The sequence below is a fragment of the Halomonas sp. DN3 genome, from assembly GCF_024137905.1.
Taxonomy (GTDB): Bacteria; Pseudomonadota; Gammaproteobacteria; order Pseudomonadales; family Halomonadaceae; genus Halomonas; species Halomonas litopenaei.
The window spans coordinates 652,193-673,542 of sequence record NZ_CP099965.1; the positions used below are offsets into that span (position 1 = coordinate 652,193).

The following is a 21,350-nucleotide window of genomic DNA, read 5'->3' on the forward strand; positions in this document are numbered from 1 at the left end:
TGGGAAGAGGGGCAGAATGCCACCTCTTGCCCCCGAAAAGCGATGCGACGGCGTCCATGCCGTCGCTGACTTGTCGCTCGACCAATCCGTGGTCGGCAGGATCAGAATAGTCCCCTTAGACGGCTGTGCCTTTGACCAGGATCAGGTGGCCATGAGCATGGTTGTGCGATAGCGCTACTTTGCTGTTTTTTGGGCACAACTGGTCCAGAGTGGCGGAAAAAACTGTGGCCAGCTCTTCGCTTCAGCGCACCGTGACCGTGCGTGAAGCGCGGGCGAGGCTCGTGCGCCGGCTTTACAAGGGTTCGAGGCTCATCCATGTTGCCATTCTGAATCCACCGTCGGGCAGGAGGCTCATCATGAAGAAGCTGATCAACGATCCCAGAGGCAGCGTTCGCGAGATGCTGGAAGGCATGGTGGCCCTTCATCCTGGGCTTGCGCTGATGGATGAAGAAAACGTGGTCATCGACGCTGGCTTGCCTGAAGACCCTGAGCGTCGGCCGGTGGCGGTGATATCAGGCGGCGGCAGCGGACACGAGCCGGCCCACGCTGGCTACGTCGGGCGCGGCATGTTGACGGCCGCCGTGGCGGGTGACGTTTTTACCTCACCGAGCGTCGATGCCGTGCTGGCGGCGATCCTTGCCTGCGCCGGCCCACGTGGGGCCCTGCTGGTGGTAAAGAACTATACCGGGGATCGTCTCAACTTCCGCCTTGCCGCTGAACTGGCAAGGGTTCGGGGGATTCCAGTAGAGGTGGTGATGGTCGCCGATGACGTGGCGCTGCGCGATTCATTACCCCGGGAGCAGAGTCGTGGTGTGGCCGGTACGGTACTGGTGCACAAGATCGCCGGTGCAGCTGTGGCCCGTGGTCTCCCCCTCGAGGAGGTCGCCGCGCTGGCTCGGGGAGCGGCCGAATCGGTGGCGACCATGGGCATTTCCTTGGGTGCCTGCACGGTGCCGGCGGTCGGCCGGCCGGGGTTCGAACTCGGTGATGACGAGATCGAATTCGGCTTGGGCATCCATGGCGAGAAAGGGGTTCGCAAGTCGGCCATGCTGCCGGCGGATACCATCGTCGATAGCATGCTGGAATCTCTGAGCCAGGCGCTGTCGGTGAAGGGGCGTCGCCTGGGTGTGCTGGTCAATGGCCTCGGCGGCACACCGCCGATGGAGCTTGCCATCGTGGCGCGACGGGCCTTGACCAGGCTGCGTGAGCTGGGGGCCGAGCCGGTGCTGGGATGGTGTGGCAACTTCATGACGGCGTTGGAAATGCCGGGGTGCTCGCTGTCGTTGATGGTGCTCGACGAAGCCCGCGAGGACTTGCTCACGTCGCCGACCGAGGTACGCATCTGGCCAGGCAGTGCCGAAGTGGCAGCAGAGGTGAAGAGTGTGACTGCCAGCGTGCTTGATGAGCCGCTGCCCGGCGCCGACGAGGCTGGACCACCCTGCGAGCGACTTCAGCGAGCGGTGGCGGCGGTGGCAAGCGCCATGGTGGCCAGCGAGGAACGCTTGACCGAGCTCGACAGTGCCGCCGGCGACGGCGACCTGGGGGCCAGCATGGTGCGCGCGGCCCAGGCGCTGCGTAAGCTGCCGGACAGCGCTTTTGGTTCGCCTGCCGACTGCCTGGCCAGAGCCGGGGAGGCCCTGAGGCGAGCGATTGGAGGAAGCTCAGGTCCCTTCTACGCCTTTGCCCTGCTGCGTGCGTCGCAGGCATTGCCGAGCGAAGGGGAGGTCGCAGCGCAGGATTGGGCAAGAGCGCTCAAGGCCGCCGGCGACGCTATCGCCGAGATCGGAGGTGCTGCTCCTGGGGATCGCACCATGCTGGATGCTCTGATGCCGGCCAGCCAGGCCTTCGAGGCCGCGCTGGCAGAGGGACTGGACGGATCTCAGGCCTTTGCTCGGGCGGTCGAGGCGGCCTGGCGCGGCGTCGAGGCTTCGGCCCACATGCATCCACGCTTTGGTCGCGCGGCCTACCTCGGCGATCGGGTGATGGGCGTGCCCGACGGTGGCGCCGAGGCGGTGGCAAAATGGCTCGAGGCCATCGACCGGTCCAGCGGCCAGCGTTAGAGCGCCACCAGCACCACCCAGGCGGTGGATAGGGTGAAGAGATAGCCCAGTAGCGCCATCAGGCCGTCTCGCGCCAGCAGGGCCAGGCCGAACAGTGATCAGAGAGAGGGGGCCGCGCCGGCTTTGCTCTAAAGAAGGGGGGGCTTCGTGCTAGGCGCTGTCCGAAAAGTCGACGAGCGAAGGTTAGACAAGGCAAAAATCGGTGAGAAAGCGCAGTTTACGGGGTGTAAATGAGCATGTTGATCCGATTTTTAACGCCGTATTACCGAGCGCAGGCACTTTTCAGACAAGCCCTAGAGCGCCACCAGCACCACCCAGGCGGTCGATAGGGTGAAGAGGTAGCCCAGCAGCGCCATCAGGCCGTCTCGTGCCAGCAGGGCCAGGCCGAACATGGTCTGAGCCGCGCCGGCGAGCGTGGCACTGAATGGAATCAGCTCCATCGGTGGCGTGGCGAGCGCAATGGCCAGACAGGCCAGGCCGATGGGGTAACGGGCGATCTGACCGGTGAATACAGTCAGCCTCGGTTTCAACAACCGATCGATCCAGGCGGCCGGCTTGCGCAGCCAGCCGATGGTTCGCTCGACCTTGTCGGTCTCCACTTCACGCCGCGCCAGCCAGGCCGGCAGCCAGACACTCTTTTTTCCGGCCAGCAATTGTGCTGCAGCAAGCACGACTAGCAGCGCCATCATGGTGGGCACACCGGGGATATCACCGATCAGCGGAGTGAGCGTGACCAGGCCTGCGACCAGCAGGATGGGGGCAAAGCTGCGCCTGCCGACGGCGTTGATGACCTCAGCCAGACTCAGGCAGCGCTTGTCCTGGCTGGCGGCCTGTAGTTGGTCGAGCAGTTCGGTCAAGGATTCTGGAGAGGACTCTGAAGCGGTGGAACTCGTCGGCATGGGGCCTCGGGCGTGGGTAAAGCGACGTAGTATGGGGTCTGGAAAAGCCGCCTGTCCATGCCGTGAACCCAGCGCGCTCGTCGACTCCGGAGGCAGGCGGCGGTGTAGAGGCAGACTTGCCAGGCCTGTCACATCGGTCGTCAACTGCGTCCGCGCTTGTCGATGCGACGGCGACAGAACGGTGTCCAGGCAAGGGGCGAGGCGGGTGCGAGTTTAATATAAGTAGTTTCTTATTTTTAGAAGTTGTCGTATGCTGAAACTGATACGAGTCCTTCCCTATATCGGGGAGGGCTTTTTTTGTTGCCAGGCCTGATTCTCGATCCCTGTCTTCGATGCAGGCCGACGTTTAGCAGTGAGGTGCCAAGGATGTCGTTGAGACTTGCCAACCGTCTTGATGCGGAGCGTTTACAGCGCCTGATCGATGAAGCCTGCGGAACCGAACGGGCTGCCGCCGACCTGCTGGAAGAGCGACTGGAGCGTGCCGAGATTCGCGACCCGGACGAGATGCCCGATGACGTGGTCAGCATGAACAGCAAGGTTGTGCTCAGGGACGTCGACACGGACCGACTTCTGACGCGCACGCTGGTCTATCCTCATGCGCTGGCGACGACCGAAGATGGTCTATCGGTAATGGCACCGCTGGGTGCCGAGCTGTTGACCCGTCGGGTCGGAGAAGAGTGGACGACCCAGGTGGCATTGGGCAAGCCAGGGCGCTGGCGGGTGGAAGAGATACTGTGGCAGCCGGAGCGAGAGCGGCAGTTTCATCGCTAGGGTTGTCTTAATCGCTGGGCTTGTCTAATGGGCTTGTTTAAAAAGCACCGTCGTTCGTCGACTTTTCGCTCATCGACTTCTCGCTCAAGGTCCAGCGAGCAGCGCAGCCGCAGCCTTTGGCATCGCCTGGATGAGCAAAGGAGGAGGGAGATGGGCCGATTCACTCACCTGTTCGCAGGGTGTGTCCTCGGGCTGGGGCTTTTCCTCGCGGCCACAGGCATTGCCGTGGCCGATATTGTCGTGCGGTTCTCCGGGACCCAGGGCATTCCCTTCACCGCTCAGTGGGAGTGGACGGGCCAAGGGCAGGAGCACAGGAGCGGGACCTGGGCGGGACGGGCGCCTCGGGTAGAGCGCCTGCCTGACGGACGGTTCAGCATGACCGTCATCCAGCAGGCGTCCGGGGGCCGGCTGGAGGTGCTGGTCACCGGGCGCGGCAATCGTTCTTCCTCGTCCAGCAGTGGTGCCGGGGCGACGATGTTGTTCTCGTTGCAGTGAGCCTGGCCGCAAGGCCATGTCGTGATCGGTTCAGCGAGGCTCGAGCTCCCGGGGCAGACGACTGCGATGTGAATTCTTGGTCATTGGGGGCGGGATGCCCAGGTGCTTGCGCGCCCAGTGTGCGGCCTCGGCGCGGTGATGCACCTTGATCTTCTTGAAGATGTTGTACAGGTGAGACTTGACCGTATGCTCACTCAGGAACAGTTGGGTGGCGATATCCTGGTTGGAGGCGCCGTTGCCGATGAAGCCGAGAATTTCCAGCTCCCGCTGGGTCAGGCCGGCGACGGGACGGTAGGTGTTGAACTGCTGTCGTCGGAAATATTCGAACATCTGCTGAAGCAGCGGACGCGACATCCACAGGGCGCCATCGAGGAGTTGGATGATCCCTTTGCAGATATTGTCCAGTTCGTCGCGGCGATAGAAGATGCCCTGAAGGTGCAATGACGCCAGCAATTCAGCGGCTTGTTCCTGGTTGGCCAGGTTGAACGCCGCCAGCAGAATGTCGGGAAACTGTGCCTTGAGCTCGTGGCAGCGATGCATGTCGCTGTGTGACAGCTGATCGGCGTCCAGTAGCCACAGTTGCACACCAGGAGGTGAGTTCGACAGTTCCGCTTCCAGGCCGGATACCGCCTCCGGGGCAAGAGGACTGACCTGGCAGTCGAGTACCTGGCTCAGGTGATGGGTGAACAACTGCGACTGCACGTTGGGGTGCGTGATCAGCCGGACGATCGGACCTTCCTGAAGGGCAGACATCGTCCCCTCCCTGTTCCCATGCGATGATTGATCGTTATCGTTTTTTGGTGATGCCGATTTAGTATCGTTATCGATACTAATATGCTTGTAAATGACCATTGGGCGTGAACTTTGTCATTTCCAAAGAATGGTTTTTTTGATGCAGGTCGCAAAGGATGGCCGCTGAGTGCCGTGGGTTGTAGGTGTCAGCACGCTGAACTATGCGCCATTCGTCGTCTAGTCCATCGGAATTCTCACGAGGGAGTGTGATGCCGCTGTCATTGTGGATGTCTCTGGCCGCCATCTGTGCCATGGGGGCCATGTCTCCTGGTCCAAGTCTGGCCCTGGTGCTTCGTCATACCCTGGGAGGGGGGCGCAGCTCCGGGGTGGTGGCGGCGATCGCCCATGCGCTGGGCGTCGGCCTCTACGCCTTGCTGACCGTCTGGGGGCTGGGGGAGGTGATCGAACGCCACCCCGCCGCCTTTCGCGTGATTACGATCGGTGGGGCACTGTATCTGGCCTGGCTTGGCATAAAGGCGCTGAGGGCCGGGCGTGGCGGAGCGCTGGGCGCCCGACCCACCGCCGCCAGTCACCGCGTCGCTGCGAGAGAAGGGCTGTTGGTTGCCTTGGGTAATCCCAAGCTGATCCTGTTCTTCGTCGCGCTGCTCAGTCAGTTTGTCAGCCCCGAAATGTCCTCGATCGAGCGTGCCATCATTGTGCTGACGGCGATGCTGATCGACGGTGGCTGGTACGTCATCGTGGCGTTGGGGCTGTCGCACTCCCGCGTGTTGCCCTGGCTCCAGGCTCGCGCCCACTGGATCAATCGCATCAGCGGGGTGCTGCTGCTGGGGCTGGCGCTGAGGGTGCTGGCGGGATAAGGCCGCCGCCGGCTGCGAGCATGTCGTGGCCGAGGCTGCTGGCGATGTCGGTTCATGCTGGCGCCGAGCGATGGAGGATGGCGTCCAGCGGACTTGCCGTCGGCAACACGCCATAGGCCGGGCTCGGGTGCTGGCCCAGGCGGGTACGGCAGAAGGTATCCGCCACCTCGTGGGGCGCGTGCTGGACCAGCAGCGCTGCCTGGGTGCACTGGGCCAGCCACTGGGTCAGCCAGCGGGCCCTGGGCACCAGGTCTTCGCTGGTCTGTGGCTGAGGCAGCAGGGCCAAGGCGCGATCCAGATCCGGATGTCCACCTCGGGCATGCTCGAACAGCTGATACAGGGCCGCCATGGCCTCGGGGTGTCGCGCCATGACCCGCAGCACGTCGAGGCAGATCACGTTGCCGGACCCTTCCCAGATGGAATTGACCGGCGCTTCGCGGTAGAGCCGCGCCAGCGGTGCTTCCTCGACGTAGCCGATGCCTCCGAGGCACTCCATGGCCTCGGCTATGAAGCCGGGGGCGCGCTTGTTGTGCCAGTACTTGGCCAGGCTCGGCAGCAGTCGGGCCAGGGCGCGCTCCTGCTCCTCCCCGCGGCTGGCGCCGTCGAAGGCCTGAGCGGTGCGCAGCATCAGCGCTACGCCGGCCTCCACCTCCAGCGCCAGATCCGCCAGTACCGCCCGCATCACCGGCTGCTCGGCCAAGGGCGCCCCGAAGGCATGACGCTGACAGGTATGCTGCCAGGCCTCGCGCCAGGCCTGGCGCATCATGCCCACCGGGGCGCTGGCGGCGTCGAGACGGGTCTGCTGAACCATTTCCAGGATGGTGGCGATGCCGCGCCCAGGGTCGCCGAGCGGGTGGGCCCAGGCTCCCCGATATTCGATCTCGGCGGAGCCATTGGCGCGATTGCCGCACTTGTCCTTCAGTCGCTGAATCTCGATGGCGTTGCGCTCGCCATCAGGGGCGAAGCGAGGCACCAGGAAGCAGCTGAGGCCTTCGTCTCGCTGAGCCAGGGTCAGGAAGGCGTCGGACATGGGGGCGCTCATGAACCACTTGTGTCCGTACAGGCGCCAGCCGTCCTCGCCATGTTCGGCTCGGGTGGTGTTGGTGCGCACATCGCTGCCACCCTGCTTCTCGGTCATCGCCATGCCGAAAGTCAGGGCGTGCTTGTCGCTCGCCGATAGGGCCCTGGAATCGTAGTCCTCGACGAGCAGCCCAGAGGCCCACCAATCCGGCAGCGAGCGTTCTCGACGCAGCACCGGGTAGGCGGCATGGGTCATGGTCACCGGGCAGCAGATGCCAGTTTCGGCCTGGGTCAGCAGATAGAGTCCCGCCACGTGCGCCTGATGACCGCCGCGCCCCTCCTCCGTCCAGGCCATGGTATGGACGCCACGGGTGGTAGCCAGGCGCATCAGGGCGTGGTAGGCCGGGTGGTAATCGACGGCGTCGAGCCGGCGACCGTGACGATCGAAAAGTCGCAATGAGGGTGGGTGGCGGTTGGCCTCGTCACCCAGTCGCTGGGTCTCCGCACGACCGACATCCTGTCCCAGCAGGGACAGTCGGCAACTCACCCAGGCCGGCGCCAGATGGGCCAGCCAGAACTGAAGCACGGCGTCGTCGGCGAAGGCGTCGAAGGGAAGAGAGTACGGCTGATTGTCGACCCGGTGGCTCGCCAGGCACTCTCGCGGAGCTTGGTCATGCATGGCCCTGTCCTGATGACGAAAGACCTGATATTCAGCATGGTGTGCTGTGCCCCTCGGGTCAAACGAGAGGGATGACGCAACGGGACGGGATGGGTAGTCTTGGGGCTTTCTCGGTGGAGCCCTTCGATGTGCCCTGTTTCCTCTTTCGACTCGGCTCCCACGGCCTCTGGCGTGACGAATGCTGGCGAGGCGTCCCCTGACAACCAGCGTGAGGCGCCCGCAGCGGTGATCGCCCGGGAGCGTGTGCAGGTGGTGGATGCCCGCAATCGTCCCTGTGGCAGCGCCTGGCGCGCAGAAATGCGCCGCTATCGGTTCTGGCACCGCGCCACCTACATCGTGGTACGCAATCGCCGTGGTGAACTATGTGTGCAGCATCGAACGCTGACCAAGGAAGCCTTTCCCGGTGGACTGGATCTGGCGGCGGGAGGCGTGGTCGGCGCCGGGGAGGCGGTCCACGTCTCGGCACGTCGTGAGCTGGCCGAGGAGCTCGGTATCCGCGCAGTAGCGCTGCGCCATTGCCTGGAGTTTCGCTACGATGAGGACGGGTATCGCATCTTCGGCAGCGTCTACTGCGTAGAGTGGGACGGCCCCTTGTCGCTGCAGGCCGAGGAGGTCGTCAGCGTGGCCTGGATGTCACCGCGTCGAGCCCTCGAGCTCGCCGGCGTGACGCCGGATACGCGGCTGGCCCTCGAGTTGCTGCTCGAGCGCGAGGGGGACAACTGAATGCCGCTTTGCCGCCAGGGCGTTGCGACTGGCGCAATGACGTCTGGCATGTCATCGTGAAGACAGTAAGCGCGAGTTCATCCCATGACCCTGCATGATGTCGAGTGCCGCACCCATAGCGGCGAGCCCTTCAACCTCCGCGCCCTGCGTGGCCAGGTGCTGCTCGTGGTGAACGTGGCGAGCAAGTGCGGCTTCACCCCTCAGCTGGCGGAGCTGGAGGCGCTCTATCGTGAACACCGCGAGCGCGGCTTCACCGTGCTCGGGTTCCCCTGCAATCAGTTCGCACGGCAGTCGCCGGAGTCCGCCGAGCAGTTCTGCGCTTTCGGTGAGCGTGAGTTCGGTGTCACCTTTCCCTTGATGGAAAAGGTCGAGGTCAATGGCGCCAAGGCCCATCCGCTGTTCAAACGCCTGAAGGCCGAAGCCCCAGGATGGATGGGAACACGCGCCATCAAGTGGAACTTCACCAAGTTTCTGGTCGCCCGAGACGGCCGTGTGCTCAAGCGCTATGGGCCTCGCGATGGGGGCGACGCCATGATGCTGGACCTCGAGCGGGCACTGGACGAATCCTGACCTCTCTCCCGCTCAGCGTATGTCTCCTCCGCGCGCCACCACCAGCCGTTCCACCAGTTCGTTGTAGCGATGGCGCACCATCATGGTGGTCAGGCCCGAGAACAGCGCCCAGAACTTGCGTCGCCAGCCCTTGAGGCGAAGGTTGTGGGCGACCAGACGGCGCATCAATTGGTGGTCATCGAACTTGCGCCACTCACCGGCGACCGACATCTGCTGACGCGACAATACCGGCGCCAGCTCGATCCGAAAGACCCATTCCAGGTCCTTGAGGGCGATGCCGTCGCGCTCGATCACCTCGACCATCCGCGCATAGTCGGACTCTCTGGGCTCGCGTTCGAGCCACATGGGCGCCAGGGCAAGCCACAGCTCGCCGCGTTCATCGACCAGGGTCTGTGCATCCATCGGGCGGTCTCCTCAAGCGGTGGGCAGCATCCTGCCCGACCCCGTGCCGGTGGGCAAGAGAGCGACGCGATCGCCAGCAGAGCCGGACAGGGCCCTGGTGTGTTCAGGCGCAATGCGCGGCAAGGAAAAGCGCGGGAAGTCAGGGGCATGTGCACAAAGGCGGACAGGGCGGCGCTGTGCCGCTAGAATATCGCGACCACGCTCTACACATTGGATGGCTCTCCCTCGGGAGCCGCGAGTAACGAAGAGGTCTGTCGTGATCATCAAGCCCAAGGTACGCGGATTCATCTGCACCACCACCCATCCCGTCGGTTGCGAGAAGAACGTCCTCGAGCAGATCGAGGCGACCCGTGCGCGCGGCCTCGATGCATCCAAAGGGCCCAAGAAGGTGCTGGTCATCGGCGCCTCCAGTGGCTACGGTCTGGCCGCGCGCGTCACCGCGGCCTTCGGCTACGGCGCCGATACCCTGGGGGTGTTCTTCGAGAAGCCGGGCAGCGAGAAGAAGCCGGGCACGGCGGGCTGGTACAACTCTGCCGCCTTCGACAAGTTCGCCAAGCAAGAAGGGCTCTACAGCAAGTCCATCAATGGCGATGCCTTCTCCCACGAGGCGCGTGACAAGGCGATCGAGCTGATCAAGGCCGACATGGGCCAGATCGATCTGGTGGTCTACTCGCTGGCTTCCCCGGTGCGCAAGCTGCCCGATTCCGGCGAGCTCAAGCGCTCTTGCCTGAAGCCCATCGGCGAGACCTATCGCGCTACCGCCATCGATACCAACAAGGACACCATCATCGAAGCCCAGGTGGAGCCGGCGACCGAGCAGGAGATCGCCGACACCATCGACGTCATGGGTGGCCAGGATTGGGAACTGTGGATGGAGGCGCTGTCCGAGGCCGGCGTGCTGGCACCCGGCGCTCGCAGTGTGGCGTTCAGCTACATCGGTACCGAGATCACCTGGCCGATCTACTGGCACGGCGCCCTTGGCAAGGCCAAGGAAGACCTGGACCGGGCAGCTTCGGCCATCGATGACTCGCTCAAGCAGAGCGGTGGCGGCGCCAACGTGGCGGTGCTGAAGTCCGTGGTGACCCAGGCCAGTGCGGCGATTCCGGTCATGCCGCTGTACATCGCCATGGTGTACCGCGTGATGAAGGAGCAGGGTCTGCACGAAGGCACCATCGATCAGCTCAATCGTCTGTTCGGCGAGCGCCTCTACGGTGGCGAGGCGACCACCGATGACGTCGGGCGCCTGCGCCTGGACGACTGGGAGTTGCGTGACGATGTCCAGCAGGCCTGCAAGGACCTGTGGCCCCAGGTGACCAGCGACAACCTGTTCGACATCACCGACTACGCCGGCTACAAGCACGAATTCCTGAAGCTGTTTGGCTTTGAGCGTGATGACGTCGACTACGACGCCGACGTCGATCCTGTCGCCGAGTTCGACGTGGTGCAGCTGTAAACCAGAGGACTGCCGTTCGGCGATGAAGGAGGCCGCGACCGAGAGGTCGCGGCCTCTTTGCGAGGGTGACGTCCGCTTTTCGTCAGTGTCGACCTGGTGTAGCCCATGCGCAACGGACATGGACGCTGAATCTCGCCAATCAGTGACGTAATATATGCCTCGCGCACACTCCTAGAGACACCCCATGCCGCACACCGTCAGCACAACACGTTCGCCGGATTTGCTTCGACAAGTCGGGGTCGTGGTCATGCCGGGGTTTTCGCTGCTGGCGCACGCCTGTGCCACCGAACCACTGCACGTGGCCAACTTGCTGCACGGGCGAACCCTGTATCGATTGACCAGCTACGCCAGTGGCGGCGATGCGGTCACCAGCGCCTCCCAGCAGACGGTGTTGCCACGCGCTGCCCTGGGAGAGGTGGAGTCGCAACCCGACATGGTGCTGGTGTGTGGTCCGGCCAAGCTGCCAGGAGGCATACCCGATGACCTGGCCGCCTGGCTCAGACGGCTGGCGGCGTCCGGGGTGGTACTCGGCGGTATCGGCGGCGGGACCGAAGCCCTGGCCCGGCTGGGCCTGCTGGATGGCTACCAGGCCACGCTACCCTGGCAGCGATTCGAAGCCTTTGCCGCGGCCCATCCCAGGGTGCGCCTGTCACAGCAGCTGTTCGAGATCGACCGTGATCGGATCACCTGCGGCGGTGGTACCGCCGCCATGGACATGATGATCACCCTGGTGGAAAGCCACCACGGCCCAGGCCTTGCCACCCGTATCTCCGAGTACTTCGTGATGGAGCGAATCCGCATGGGGGACGAGCCCCAGCAGATCCCCCTGCGTTCACGACTGGCCCATGCACCAGATAGCCTGGTCGAGGCGGTCCAGCTGATGGAAGCCAACATCGAGGAACCGCTGTCTACCCATGAGCTTGCCGAGCATCTGGGGATCTCTCGCCGTCAGCTGGAGCGGCTGTTCAAGAAGTACCTGAAGTCGGTGCCGAGCCGCTACTATCTGGACCTGCGCCTGCAGAAGGCCCGCAGAATGTTGCGCGATACCGACCAGCCCGCAGGCGAGATCGCCCTGCAGACGGGGTTTTCTTCCGCGGCCCACTTTTCCACGGCCTACCGCAACCACTTCGGCATGACCCCGAGAGAAGAGCGACTGGGCTGACGCTCGAGGCTTTCTGTACCCGGTATGTCTTCAGGCCTTGATGAGCGACGCTTGTCGGAATGGTCTGTTCCTGAGGGTAACAGCTGCTGTCTTCATCGTGCTTTTCCCCTCCGTCGCGTTTCAACTTCTCGCTCCGGCACCTCTCGCTTAGCCCCTGCTCACTCCCGCATTTCTAGCCCCGTCTGTACTCGTCCCGTCTGCACGCGCTCCACTCGCCTCGTCTGCACTCGTCCCTTCTGCACTCGCTCCTCTCTCGCTCCTTTCTCCCTGGCTTGCGTCGTCCTATCGTTTCGCCTCTTGCTATCTCTACCGTGCACTGCCCGATGTGCCTACCCGATAACAATTGGCGTATTTCCGTCTTTTGCGTCGCCGAGTGCATAGACCGGCACAGCATTGGCACGTAAGGAATCTCCAATAAATGCTACATAGATACCGTAACTCCTGGAGCCGTTACGGCTTGTCCACTGGCCGAGGTCAGGCAACGGCCAAGCAAATGGCTCTGCTTTCGTCCCAGGAATGTCGATGGGCGTGTCGATAGCGGCCCGGGAAGAAAAAAATGAAGAAGGCGTGTAAGAAAGTCGCGGGTAACACCTACCAACCACCATGAACAACAGACGAGTTGCTCGGAAGCCTGCCGCTATTGAGGTCGGAATTCTGTGCATATTCGAACGAAGCGTGAATGAAACGGTAGCAGAAAAGTGGAGGCGTCAGGATGCCATCCACGCAAACTAAAAAAGTGAAGACGGAGAGTTAGACATGAACCACACCACCATTTCTCGACTGGGTTTCTATGTGGCCCTGTACGGCGTCGTCGCCATTCTTTTCTGGATCGGCTTCTTCAAGTATCACCCCGATGAAGCTGCAGCGATCCAAGGCATTGTGGCCAGTTCGCCACTGATGGCCTGGCTCTATGATGTCGCCAGTGTCAATCAGGTATCGGCCGCGATCGGAACCGCCGAGATTATCGTCGGCCTGCTGGTAGCCGCCTATCCCATCTCGAAAAAAGCCGGCCTGGTGGGTGGTGCCTTGGCAAGCGTGATCTTTCTGACAACGACCAGCTTCTTGTTGACCACGCCGGGTGTGCTGCACGTCAGCAGCCTGTCCGGTGACACCCTGGCATTCCCGTCCCTGTTCGGAGGCTTCCTGGCCAAGGATCTGGTACTGCTCGGCGCTTCACTGGTGATCACCGGCTCAGCCTGGCAGGCAGTGAGTGCAGAGCGCAGTGCACAGCATGCCAAGGACGACGCTCTGGTTGCTGATGCTGCATAGAAATGAGAGGGCTTTTCGGTCTCGGGAATGTGGCTCTCCCGGACTGGAAAGCCCGCTCCGCGCCTGGTCCCTTTGTGAAGGGGCGCTGGTGGAGGACATGGCTACCAAGGTGTGTGGGCGCAAGAGTCCGTGTCGGCGCACCTTTCTAATCAAGAAGTTTGGGTGAATTAAATCAGCAGCTTAAACGAATATTGTGCCTGAATGATTAGATGGACATATTTGCAATTGCCAATATGAGGGATGCCGATTAGATTTGATGTTGCCGGGTAACAAAACGTTACGACGAGAGTCGGAAAGACGGAAAGTGGTTAGACCGAAGATAGAAGTAGAGGGCAGAGTGTCGGCGCGTCCAGGAAGATGATCCCAAGGGATGCTCGATAACGCACAAAATATCAGAACGATTCAACGTCGAAATACTATCGACGACTCCAAGGAGAGTGACATGAAAACCAAAATGATCTTTGCCGCAGTGATGGCCTCCATGTTTGCCGCTGGCAGTGTCTATGCCATGGACTCCGACACCCTGCAAAAGCGCATGCAGGAAATCGAAGAGCGCAGCACCGAAGCGTCTGAAGAGCAGAAGGTCGAGGCCCTGGAGCAGGAAGTGGCTGAGCTCAAGGACCTGCTGCAGATGACCGTAGAGAGCCTGGAAGAGTCCCAGTAACACAAGCTGGAGAAAGACACGCTGGAACGCTGACGTAAAGGGCGCTCGCTCTGCAACTCGAGAGGATCACCCTGGCAGCGCATGAACTAGCCAAAAGGACATGCAAGCGTGAAGGGAAACGTCGGCAAGGTGATAGAAAAGGTGTGCTCATCTTGATGACTCCCTTATCTACAGCGGCAGGGACGCCGTCTTGCCTTGCGGGTTTGAAGCGCTCTTTGGGTTGGTTGTGACAAGACGTTGGGCATCAATACGCTGGCGGTTTCCGCTGGATAGATGCCGCCAGCCAAAAGCGCTAGTGGTCAAACCAATGTTCGGACTGTGCAAGTCTGGTCATGCAGAGCAAGCGTCGGTTGCGTGCTGAAATGGTGCCCTTTAGATTGATCTTGTCGATTTGTGAACAGTGTTTTTCGAACGGATATCGATACCTGTTCGCCGACAGGTGGACGTTCATGGACCGAGCGCCTCAAGGACTTGAGTCGAAGGATTGGCTCACTGGCCGCAGGGACGCGGTCTTGCAGAGCGATTGAAGCGTGACATTGGATGTCCGGCGGAAGAGCTCGGGAGTGGTCGTCGAAGCGCCTACCTGTCGGTGGCCGTGACGCACCTTGGCTTTCACTAACGTTGGTTGATTACCGCTTCCTGCCACCACCCGGCAGCGCCATCCAGGGGCGGCGGTCAGGACAAGTGGTCGAAGGATGTTCGACGAAAACGAGGAGAGAGACATGAAAACCAAGATGTTGGCAACTGCAGCGCTGGTCTCGATGATGGCCGTCGGCTCAGCCTTCGCCATGGATTCCGATACCTTGCAGAAAAACATGCAGCGGATCCAGGAGAATGCCGAAAGCGCAGAGCGCCAGGCCAAGATTGCAGCCCTGGAGCAGGAGGTTGCAGAGCTGAAGGAACTGCTGCGCGAGACCATCGCGGCGTTCCAGGAAGCGAATATGTAAGTCGTCAGCAAAGACGGCCGCAGTGTTGTCGCGTTTCGCGACCGCTACGTGAAAGGCTCACTCAGGTGGGCCTTTTTAGCGCTTGAAGGATGCTGCGTTCGAATGCTCCTGCGTTCATGACATGCTCAACCGTGGCTACGCTGCTGCGGTCTGCTGGTAACCAGCGCTCGTCTATTGATGGAAGGAAGGTCAGGTCAGGTCAGGGCAGGGCAGCCGATTTCTATGCTGATGCCGATGGACAGAACCCTCGACAGTCACGTCATGTCCGAATCTGCCCCCTTCAGGGCCGGCCCTGTACTGCACATCGCTGCTGCGGGGCACTAGGCGCTGTCCGAAAAGTCGACGAGCGAAGGTTAGACAAGGCAAAAATCGGTGAGAAAGCGCAGTTTACGGGGTGTAAATGAGCATTTTGATCCCGGCAATGGGTTGACCCGAGCCATGGAGGGCTTCGAAGACCCCGCTGATGTGACCTTTTACAAGACCGCCCACAACGCCTTCACCGATACAGGGCTGGACCGCTGGCTACGCGGTCGAGGGGTGTCTCGGCTATGGATCAGCGGTATTCGCACCGAGCAGTGCTGCGAGACCACCACCAGGGTGGCCTCCGATCTGGGATACGCCGTGGACTTCGTCAGCGAAGCGACCCTGACCTTTGCCATGCAGCGGGGAGCGCGAACCTTCAGCGCCAGCGACATCCGCGAGACATCGCCGAGCGGGTGGGGGTGAGCGACGAACGTCAGCTGCGCCGGCTGTGGAAGCGCTTTGAAGCCGACACGCCTGCCCGGTGGCGCCGCCAGCATCGCCAGTGGACGCAGGCTCAGCCGGACTGATGTTCAGTAGGCCCAGGTTCGGCTGGTCGAGATTCGGCTGGTCGCGGTTTCGCTGGTCGAGGCTCGGCGTGGTCGGCCTTGGCGGCGATCAACGCACGAAACAATGAGCCCATCATCACCGGAGTGTCCTGTTCGATGACGAAGCCTGCCTGGTCCAGCAATGGCCGGGCCTGGCGAGTGATATCGGTGGCGATGGCGGATGTCAGCAGATTGAGTCCCCTGCGCGCCAGTCCCGAGGGCCGCTCATCGCTCTGGAACTTGTCCATCACGCATAGCTGGCCGTCGCCTTTGAGGACGCGATGGGCCTCGGCGAGCCCCTTTGCCGGATCCGGCATCACCGCCAGGATCAGGTGCATGACCACCACATCGAAGCTGTTGTCGGCGTAGTCCAGCCGCTCGGCGTCCATGGTTCTGGCCTCGACGTCGATGCCGAGCCGGCAGGCGCGATCCTTGAGGCGCTTGACCATCGCCGGGCACAGGTCGCTGGCGTGGATCTCCAGGTCTCGCGGTAGCCACGGCAGGTCGAGGCCGGTGCCGGCCCCCACCAGCAGTACCTTCATCCCCGACTGCCAGCACACCTGATTCAGGGCGCGCCGCCGCGCCCTGGCAAAGGTGCGCTGGGCCACCGTGTCGTAGACGGGGGCATAAAGCGAATAGCGCCAGCGGTTCCAGACGGTGGTGTTGAGCATGGCGGAGCCCCTGGAGGTGGTAGTGATCGGGTCAGGTCCTGCGGGAGTCTTCAGCCTAGACGAAGCCTGGGTAGGCGTCATGACGATGGTGCAAGGGCAGGGCGCAAGGACAGAGCTTTGTGAAAAAGCGGGTCCCATTGCTGAAAGCCGTGGAGCGAGGGCGTCCCTATACTCGAAGCATCGATCCATTTCATGCTTTGCAGTAGCGCGCAAGCTGCGCGCTCCCGTCCGACGACGGGCAACGCCAACCACAGCGGAGATCCCCGATGAGCCATACCCCGAGCCGTGCCGACTTCGACCAGTACATGGTGCCCAACTACGCTCCTCAGAAGGTCATCCCGGTGCGCGGCGAAGGCAGCCGTCTGTGGGATCAGGAAGGCCGCGAGTACATCGACTTCGCCGGCGGCATCGCGGTGAACTCGCTGGGTCACTGCCATCCGGTGCTGGTCGAGGCCCTCAAGGCCCAGGCCGACAAGCTGTGGCACCTGTCCAACGTCTACACCAACGAGCCGGCACTGGAGCTGGCCCGGGAGCTGACCGAGCGCACCTTCGCCGACAAGGTCTATCTGTGCTCTTCCGGTGGCGAGGCCAATGAGGCCGCGCTGAAGCTGGCGCGTCGCTGGGCCCATGACAAGCACGGGGCCCACAAGGACAAGATCATTTCCTTCCGTCAGTCCTTCCATGGTCGCACCCTGTTCACCGTCAGCGTGGGTGGCCAGCCCAAGTACTCCCAGGGCTTCGGGCCGGTGCCCGGAGGCGTGCTCCACGCCGAGTTCAACAATCTGGACAGCGTGCGCGAACTGGTCGGCGACGACACCTGCGCCATCATGGTCGAGCCGATGCAGGGCGAGGGCGGCATCGTGCCGGCCACGCCCGAGTTCCTCCAGGGCCTGCGTGACCTGTGCGACGAGCACGACGCCCTGCTGGTGTTCGACGAGGTGCAGACCGGCGTGGGCCGCTCCGGCTCGCTGTACGCCTACATGGACTACGGCATCACCCCGGACATCCTGACCAGCGCCAAGAGCCTGGGCGGTGGTTTCCCGGTGGGCGCCATGTTGACCACCGATCGCGTCGCCCCGGTGCTGGTGCTGGGCACCCACGGCTCTACCTACGGCGGCAACGCCCTGGCCTCGGCGGTGGCATTGGCGGCGATTCGTCATATCGACACGCCGGAAGTGCTCGGTGGCGTCGCCAAGCGTCACGACCTGTTCCGCGAGCACCTGGAAGCGATCAACCGCAAGCACGGCGTGTTCAAGGAAATTCGTGGCATGGGACTGCTGATCGGTGCCGAGATGGCCCCCGAGTATGAAGGTCGCGCCAAGGACATTCTGCCGCTGGCCATCGAGGAAGGTCTGATGGCGCTGATCGCCGGCCCCAACGTGCTGCGCATGGCGCCGTCGCTGGTGATTCCCGAGGCCGACATCGTCGAGGGACTCGAGCGTCTCGAACGCGCCATCGCACGGATGGTCAGCGCGTCGTGAAAGGTGCCGATCAACATGAGCCGACGGGAGGGCATCCGATGCTGGCCGTTCGCCCTGTGCGGCTAGGTGACCTGCCGGCGCTGGAGCGCCTGGCGGGTTCCGCCCAGCCACGTTTGACCAACCTGCCGGCCCACCGTGATCGCCTGGAAGAACGCATCGCGCGCTCCCAGCGGGCGTTTGCCAGTGAGGCCGAGGTGCCCGGCGACGAGCACTACACCTTCGTGCTCGAGGATCGCGAGCGGGGTGAGGTGGTCGGTACGGCGACCATTCGCGCCCTGGCCGGGGCCAACGAGGCGTATTACACCTATCGCCAGGAAACCCTGATCCACGCCTCGCAGCAGCTCAATGTTCGCCGTGAGGTGCCGACCCTGGCGCTGTCCCATGAGGTCTCGGACGCCAGCCTGCTGTGCGCGCTGTCGCTGGATCCGCGGTACAAGGGCACCAGCGCCGAGAGCCTGCTGCGCCGCGCCCGGCTGATGTTCATCGCCCAGTACCCCGAGCGCTTCGCCGAGGTGCTGGCGATGGCCTTCCCGGGGTATCTGGACGACGACGGCGAGTCGCCGTTCTGGAACAGTGTCGGTCGCCACTTCTTCGTGCGCGATTACCACGAGATCAACTACATCGCAGGCGTGCGCTCGAAGAGCTTCATCGCCGAGGTGATGCCGCAGTTCCCGCTGTACCTGGCGCTGCTGACGCCCAAGGCGCGCGCGGCCATCGGGCGCGAGCACCCGGCCCACGAGGCGGCGCTGGAGGAGATGCTGGCCGAGGGCTTCCTGCGCTCGCGCCACGTCGACCTGTTCGACGCAGGCCCGGTGATCAAGGGTGACCGCATGCGCCTCGAGTCCTTCCGTCGCGCCGCCTGGCACCCGGTACGCATCCGCCCCGAGCACGCTCTACCCGACGCCGAGCCTGCGATGGTCGCCAACCAGCGCCTGGATGGCTTCTGCTGCACGGTGGCGCGCTACGCGCTGTCGCCCACCGGTCAGCTGATGCTGTCGCCGGCCCACGCCGAACTGCTGGGCGTGGAAGAAGGACGTGCGGTGCTGGCGGCGCCGCTGGGGCTGAGCGATGACGGGCTCGACCCGGGCTACGACGAGGGAGAGCTGTAATGCGCATGCGACCGATCATGGAAGGGGACCTGGACGAACTCCAGGCGCTGGCCCGGGAGACCGGCGTCGGCTTCACCTCCCTTCCCGATAACCGCGAGTTTCTGGCGGACAAGATCGCCTCCGCCACGAGCGCGTTCAACGAGCAGACCCCGGTGGACCAGCGTCTCTACTTCTTCGTGCTGGAGGACGAGGAGAGCGGGCATCTGGCCGGCTGCTGCGCCATCGAAGGGCAGGTCGGGCGTGAAGTGCCGTTCTATCACTACCGCGTGGGCACCCTGGCGCACTCGTCCAAGCAGCTCGACCTGCATCGCACTGTCGATACGCTGTTTCTGAGCTCGGATCACACCGGCGACGCCGAGGTCGCCTCGCTGTTCCTGCGCCCGGAGTTCCGGGGTGCCGATCGCCGCCATCAGCGCAACGGCGCGCTGTTGTCGATGATGCGTTGGCTGTTCATGGCCGAGTTTCGCGATCGTTTTCCCGAGAAGGTGCTGGCCGAGATGCGCGGACGCTTCGACGAGAACGGACGCAGCGCCTTCTGGGACTGCCTGGGGGCCAACTTCTTCCCCATGGACTTCAACGAGGCGGATCGGCTGACCGGCCTTGGCCAGAAGAGCTTTATCGGCGAGCTGATGCCCAAGTTCCCGATCTATACGCCGTTTCTCTCGGAGCAGGCGCGTGCCTGCATCGGTCAGGTCCACGAGCACACCCGCCCGGCCCTGGCCATGCTCAAGAAGCAGGGGCTGCGCTGGGAAGGCTATATCGACATCTTCGACGGCGGCCCCACGGTCGAGGCCTACATCGACGACGTCAAGGGCGTGCGCTTGTCGCGACACGTGCGTGTCGAGGTCGACCCCAACGCCGACAGCGCCGAGCGGCCCCAGTGGCTGGCGGCGACCACCCGCATGGCCGACTTCCGTGCCGCCTGGGTCGGGCGCGGTCCCGACGCCGACGGCGTGCTGGTGCTCAATGACAACGAGGCGCGCAGGCTGGAGGTCGCCTCCGGCGACACCCTGCGCGTGCTGAATTCCGACGAGGAGGCGTGATGCAACCCACACAACAATTGCTTATCGATGGACAGTGGATGTCCGGCGACGCCGAGGCCTTCACCAAGCTCGACCCGATCACCGGCGCCGAGCTGTGGCAGGGCAAGGCCGCCAGCGACGAGCAGGTCGCCCAGGCCGTTGCCAGCGCACGCAAGGCTTTTCCCGACTGGGCATTGACCTCGCTTGAGCAGCGTGAAGCCCTGGTCGAGCGCTTCCGTGGCGTGCTCGAGAGCCACCGCGAGGACCTGGCGGCGAGCATCGCCCACGAGACCGGCAAGCCGCTGTGGGAAGCACGCACCGAGGTCGGCGCCATGATCGGCAAGGTGGCGCTGTCCATCCGTGCCCGCGAGGAACGCACCGGCGAGCGCGAGCGTGACCTGGGTGACGCCCGAGCGGTACTGCGCCATCGCCCCCATGGCGTGATGGCGGTATTCGGCCCCTACAACTTCCCCGGCCATCTGCCCAACGGGCATATCGTGCCGGCGCTGCTGGCCGGCAATACCGTGGTGTTCAAGCCCAGCGAGCAGACCCCGCTGACCGCCGATCTGACCCTGCAGTGCTGGCTCGAGGCCGGCTTGCCGGCGGGCGTCATCAACCTGGTCCAGGGCGCGGCACAGGTCGGCCAGGCGCTGTCCGCCGATGCCGGTATCGATGGCCTCCTGTTCACCGGCAGCGCCAAGGTCGGTGGCCTTCTGCACAAGCAGTTCGCCGGCCAGATGGGCAAGGTGCTGGCGCTTGAGCTCGGCGGCAACAACCCGCTGGTGGTCAAGGACGTGCCGGACGAGGACGCCGCGGTGCTGACCATCCTGCAGTCGGCCTTTCTGTCCGGGGGCCAGCGTTGCACCTGCGCCCGCCGCCTGATCGTGCCAGAGGGCGAGGCCGGTGATCGCCTGATCGACGCCCTGAGCGGTGCCATCGAGCGCCTGCGCGTGGCCGAGCCCTTTGCCGAGGAGGCGCCGTTCTACGGTGGTCTGGTCAGCGTCGAGGCGGCCGAGGGGCTGCTCGCCGCTCAGGCAGACCTGGAGGCTCGCGGTGGCAAGGTGCTGTCGCGCATGCGCCAGGTCGAGCCGGGCACCAGCCTGCTGACACCGGGACTCGTCGACGTGACCGGGGTCGAGGTGCCGGACGAGGAACACTTCGGGCCGCTGCTCAAGGTCTACCGCTACCAGAGCTGGGACGACGCCATCGCACTCGCCAATGACACCCGCTATGGCCTGTCCGCCGGGCTGATCGGTGGGGAGCGGGCCGATTGGGACGACTTCCTGCTGCGCATCCGCGCCGGTATCGTCAACTGGAACCGCCAGACCACCGGCGCCTCCGGCGACGCGCCCTTCGGCGGCGTCGGCGACAGCGGCAACCATCGCCCCAGTGCGTATTATGCTGCCGACTACTGCGCCTACCCGGTCGCCTCCGTCGAGAGCGAAGCCCTCAACCTGCCCGAAAAGCTGCCGCCGGGGGTGAGCCTGTGAGCGAT

General features: G+C 63.6%; 21 protein-coding genes. 16 read left to right on the plus strand and 5 right to left on the minus strand.

Annotated features, from left to right (window positions below; translation table 11 throughout):
• The first annotated feature begins 356 nt into the window (after nt 1-356).
• Nucleotides 357-2,060: a dihydroxyacetone kinase family protein gene (locus tag NKF27_RS03000; RefSeq protein WP_253555297.1), complete on the plus strand. Its 1,704-nt coding sequence runs from the start codon at nt 357-359 to the stop codon at nt 2,058-2,060.
• 293 nt (nt 2,061-2,353) lie between these two features.
• On the opposite strand, the gene NKF27_RS03005 is transcribed toward NKF27_RS03000, so the two are convergent.
• Entirely contained in the window at nt 2,354-2,959 is a 606-nt protein-coding gene (locus NKF27_RS03005; protein WP_108448535.1) for an exopolysaccharide biosynthesis protein, read from the minus strand.
• Between the two features lie 366 nt (nt 2,960-3,325).
• Here NKF27_RS03005 and NKF27_RS03010 point away from each other — a divergent pair, with 366 nt between their 5' ends.
• Nucleotides 3,326-3,730 carry a GreA/GreB family elongation factor gene (locus tag NKF27_RS03010; protein WP_045992777.1) on the plus strand — a complete coding sequence of 135 codons (405 nt, stop codon included), beginning with the start codon at nt 3,326-3,328 and terminating at the stop codon, nt 3,728-3,730.
• A gap of 150 nt (nt 3,731-3,880) precedes the next feature.
• Complete coding sequence (locus NKF27_RS03015) at nt 3,881-4,225, plus strand: hypothetical protein (protein ID WP_253555298.1); 345 nt, start codon at nt 3,881-3,883, stop codon at nt 4,223-4,225.
• Between the two features lie 30 nt (nt 4,226-4,255).
• Here the strand turns inward: NKF27_RS03015 and NKF27_RS03020 are convergent, their stop codons facing one another.
• Nucleotides 4,256-4,978 carry a response regulator transcription factor gene (locus NKF27_RS03020; RefSeq protein ID WP_108131263.1) on the minus strand — a complete coding sequence of 241 codons (723 nt, stop codon included), beginning with the start codon at nt 4,976-4,978 and terminating at the stop codon, nt 4,256-4,258.
• A gap of 248 nt (nt 4,979-5,226) precedes the next feature.
• Between NKF27_RS03020 and NKF27_RS03025 the strand changes: the two genes are divergently transcribed.
• The gene (locus tag NKF27_RS03025) at nt 5,227-5,835 is read left to right on the plus strand and encodes a LysE family translocator (protein WP_253555299.1); all 609 of its coding nucleotides are present in this window, start codon (nt 5,227-5,229) and stop codon (nt 5,833-5,835) included.
• 52 nt (nt 5,836-5,887) lie between these two features.
• Here NKF27_RS03025 and NKF27_RS03030 read toward each other — a convergent pair whose 3' ends face one another.
• Nucleotides 5,888-7,534 carry an acyl-CoA dehydrogenase family protein gene (locus tag NKF27_RS03030; RefSeq protein ID WP_253555300.1) on the minus strand — a complete coding sequence of 549 codons (1,647 nt, stop codon included), beginning with the start codon at nt 7,532-7,534 and terminating at the stop codon, nt 5,888-5,890.
• A gap of 171 nt (nt 7,535-7,705) precedes the next feature.
• Here NKF27_RS03030 and NKF27_RS03035 point away from each other — a divergent pair, with 171 nt between their 5' ends.
• On the plus strand, nt 7,706-8,257 hold the full coding sequence (locus tag NKF27_RS03035) for an NUDIX hydrolase (protein WP_253555301.1): 552 nt from the start codon (nt 7,706-7,708) through the stop codon (nt 8,255-8,257).
• Nucleotides 8,258-8,341: 84 nt separating this feature from the next.
• Nucleotides 8,342-8,827 (plus strand): glutathione peroxidase, encoded by a 486-nt coding sequence (locus NKF27_RS03040; protein WP_045990894.1) that lies wholly within the window; start codon nt 8,342-8,344, stop codon nt 8,825-8,827.
• Nucleotides 8,828-8,839: 12 nt separating this feature from the next.
• Here the strand turns inward: NKF27_RS03040 and NKF27_RS03045 are convergent, their stop codons facing one another.
• The gene (locus NKF27_RS03045; protein WP_108131267.1) at nt 8,840-9,229 is read right to left on the minus strand and encodes a hypothetical protein; all 390 of its coding nucleotides are present in this window, start codon (nt 9,227-9,229) and stop codon (nt 8,840-8,842) included.
• A 256-nt stretch (nt 9,230-9,485) separates the two neighbouring features.
• Here NKF27_RS03045 and fabV point away from each other — a divergent pair, with 256 nt between their 5' ends.
• The 6 genes from fabV to NKF27_RS03075 all read left to right on the plus strand — a co-directional run bounded on the left by fabV (nt 9,486) and on the right by NKF27_RS03075 (nt 15,450).
• Complete coding sequence (gene fabV / locus NKF27_RS03050; RefSeq protein ID WP_045990896.1) at nt 9,486-10,682, plus strand: enoyl-ACP reductase FabV; 1,197 nt, start codon at nt 9,486-9,488, stop codon at nt 10,680-10,682.
• Nucleotides 10,683-10,866: 184 nt separating this feature from the next.
• Complete coding sequence (locus NKF27_RS03055; protein ID WP_253555302.1) at nt 10,867-11,844, plus strand: GlxA family transcriptional regulator; 978 nt, start codon at nt 10,867-10,869, stop codon at nt 11,842-11,844.
• Nucleotides 11,845-12,600: 756 nt separating this feature from the next.
• On the plus strand, nt 12,601-13,113 hold the full coding sequence (locus NKF27_RS03060; protein WP_108448003.1) for a DUF417 family protein: 513 nt from the start codon (nt 12,601-12,603) through the stop codon (nt 13,111-13,113).
• Between the two features lie 442 nt (nt 13,114-13,555).
• Nucleotides 13,556-13,777, plus strand: a complete 222-nt coding sequence (locus NKF27_RS03065; RefSeq protein WP_045990898.1) for a hypothetical protein — start codon at nt 13,556-13,558, stop codon at nt 13,775-13,777.
• Nucleotides 13,778-14,499: 722 nt separating this feature from the next.
• Complete coding sequence (locus NKF27_RS03070) at nt 14,500-14,724, plus strand: hypothetical protein (protein ID WP_124802861.1); 225 nt, start codon at nt 14,500-14,502, stop codon at nt 14,722-14,724.
• A gap of 372 nt (nt 14,725-15,096) precedes the next feature.
• The gene (locus NKF27_RS03075; RefSeq protein WP_367399249.1) at nt 15,097-15,450 is read left to right on the plus strand and encodes an isochorismatase family protein; all 354 of its coding nucleotides are present in this window, start codon (nt 15,097-15,099) and stop codon (nt 15,448-15,450) included.
• A 91-nt stretch (nt 15,451-15,541) separates the two neighbouring features.
• On the opposite strand, the gene NKF27_RS03080 is transcribed toward NKF27_RS03075, so the two are convergent.
• On the minus strand, nt 15,542-16,243 hold the full coding sequence (locus NKF27_RS03080; protein WP_253555304.1) for a class I SAM-dependent methyltransferase: 702 nt from the start codon (nt 16,241-16,243) through the stop codon (nt 15,542-15,544).
• Nucleotides 16,244-16,509: 266 nt separating this feature from the next.
• On the opposite strand from NKF27_RS03080, the gene NKF27_RS03085 reads away from it, so the two are divergent.
• Genes NKF27_RS03085 through astD form a run of 4 tightly spaced genes read left to right on the plus strand, consistent with a single transcriptional unit; the run spans nt 16,510 to nt 21,345 of the window.
• Nucleotides 16,510-17,724, plus strand: coding sequence for an aspartate aminotransferase family protein (locus tag NKF27_RS03085; RefSeq protein WP_108448006.1), 1,215 nt, complete (start codon nt 16,510-16,512; stop codon nt 17,722-17,724).
• A gap of 38 nt (nt 17,725-17,762) precedes the next feature.
• Nucleotides 17,763-18,833, plus strand: a complete 1,071-nt coding sequence (locus NKF27_RS03090) for an arginine N-succinyltransferase (RefSeq protein ID WP_108131271.1) — start codon at nt 17,763-17,765, stop codon at nt 18,831-18,833.
• Nucleotides 18,833-19,876 (plus strand): arginine N-succinyltransferase, encoded by a 1,044-nt coding sequence (gene astA / locus NKF27_RS03095; protein WP_045990904.1) that lies wholly within the window; start codon nt 18,833-18,835, stop codon nt 19,874-19,876. The genes NKF27_RS03090 and astA overlap by 1 nt, the downstream gene beginning before the upstream one ends.
• The gene (astD, locus tag NKF27_RS03100) at nt 19,876-21,345 is read left to right on the plus strand and encodes a succinylglutamate-semialdehyde dehydrogenase (RefSeq protein ID WP_222515662.1); all 1,470 of its coding nucleotides are present in this window, start codon (nt 19,876-19,878) and stop codon (nt 21,343-21,345) included. Before astA ends, astD begins: the two co-directional genes overlap by 1 nt.
• Nucleotides 21,346-21,350 lie beyond the last annotated feature (5 nt).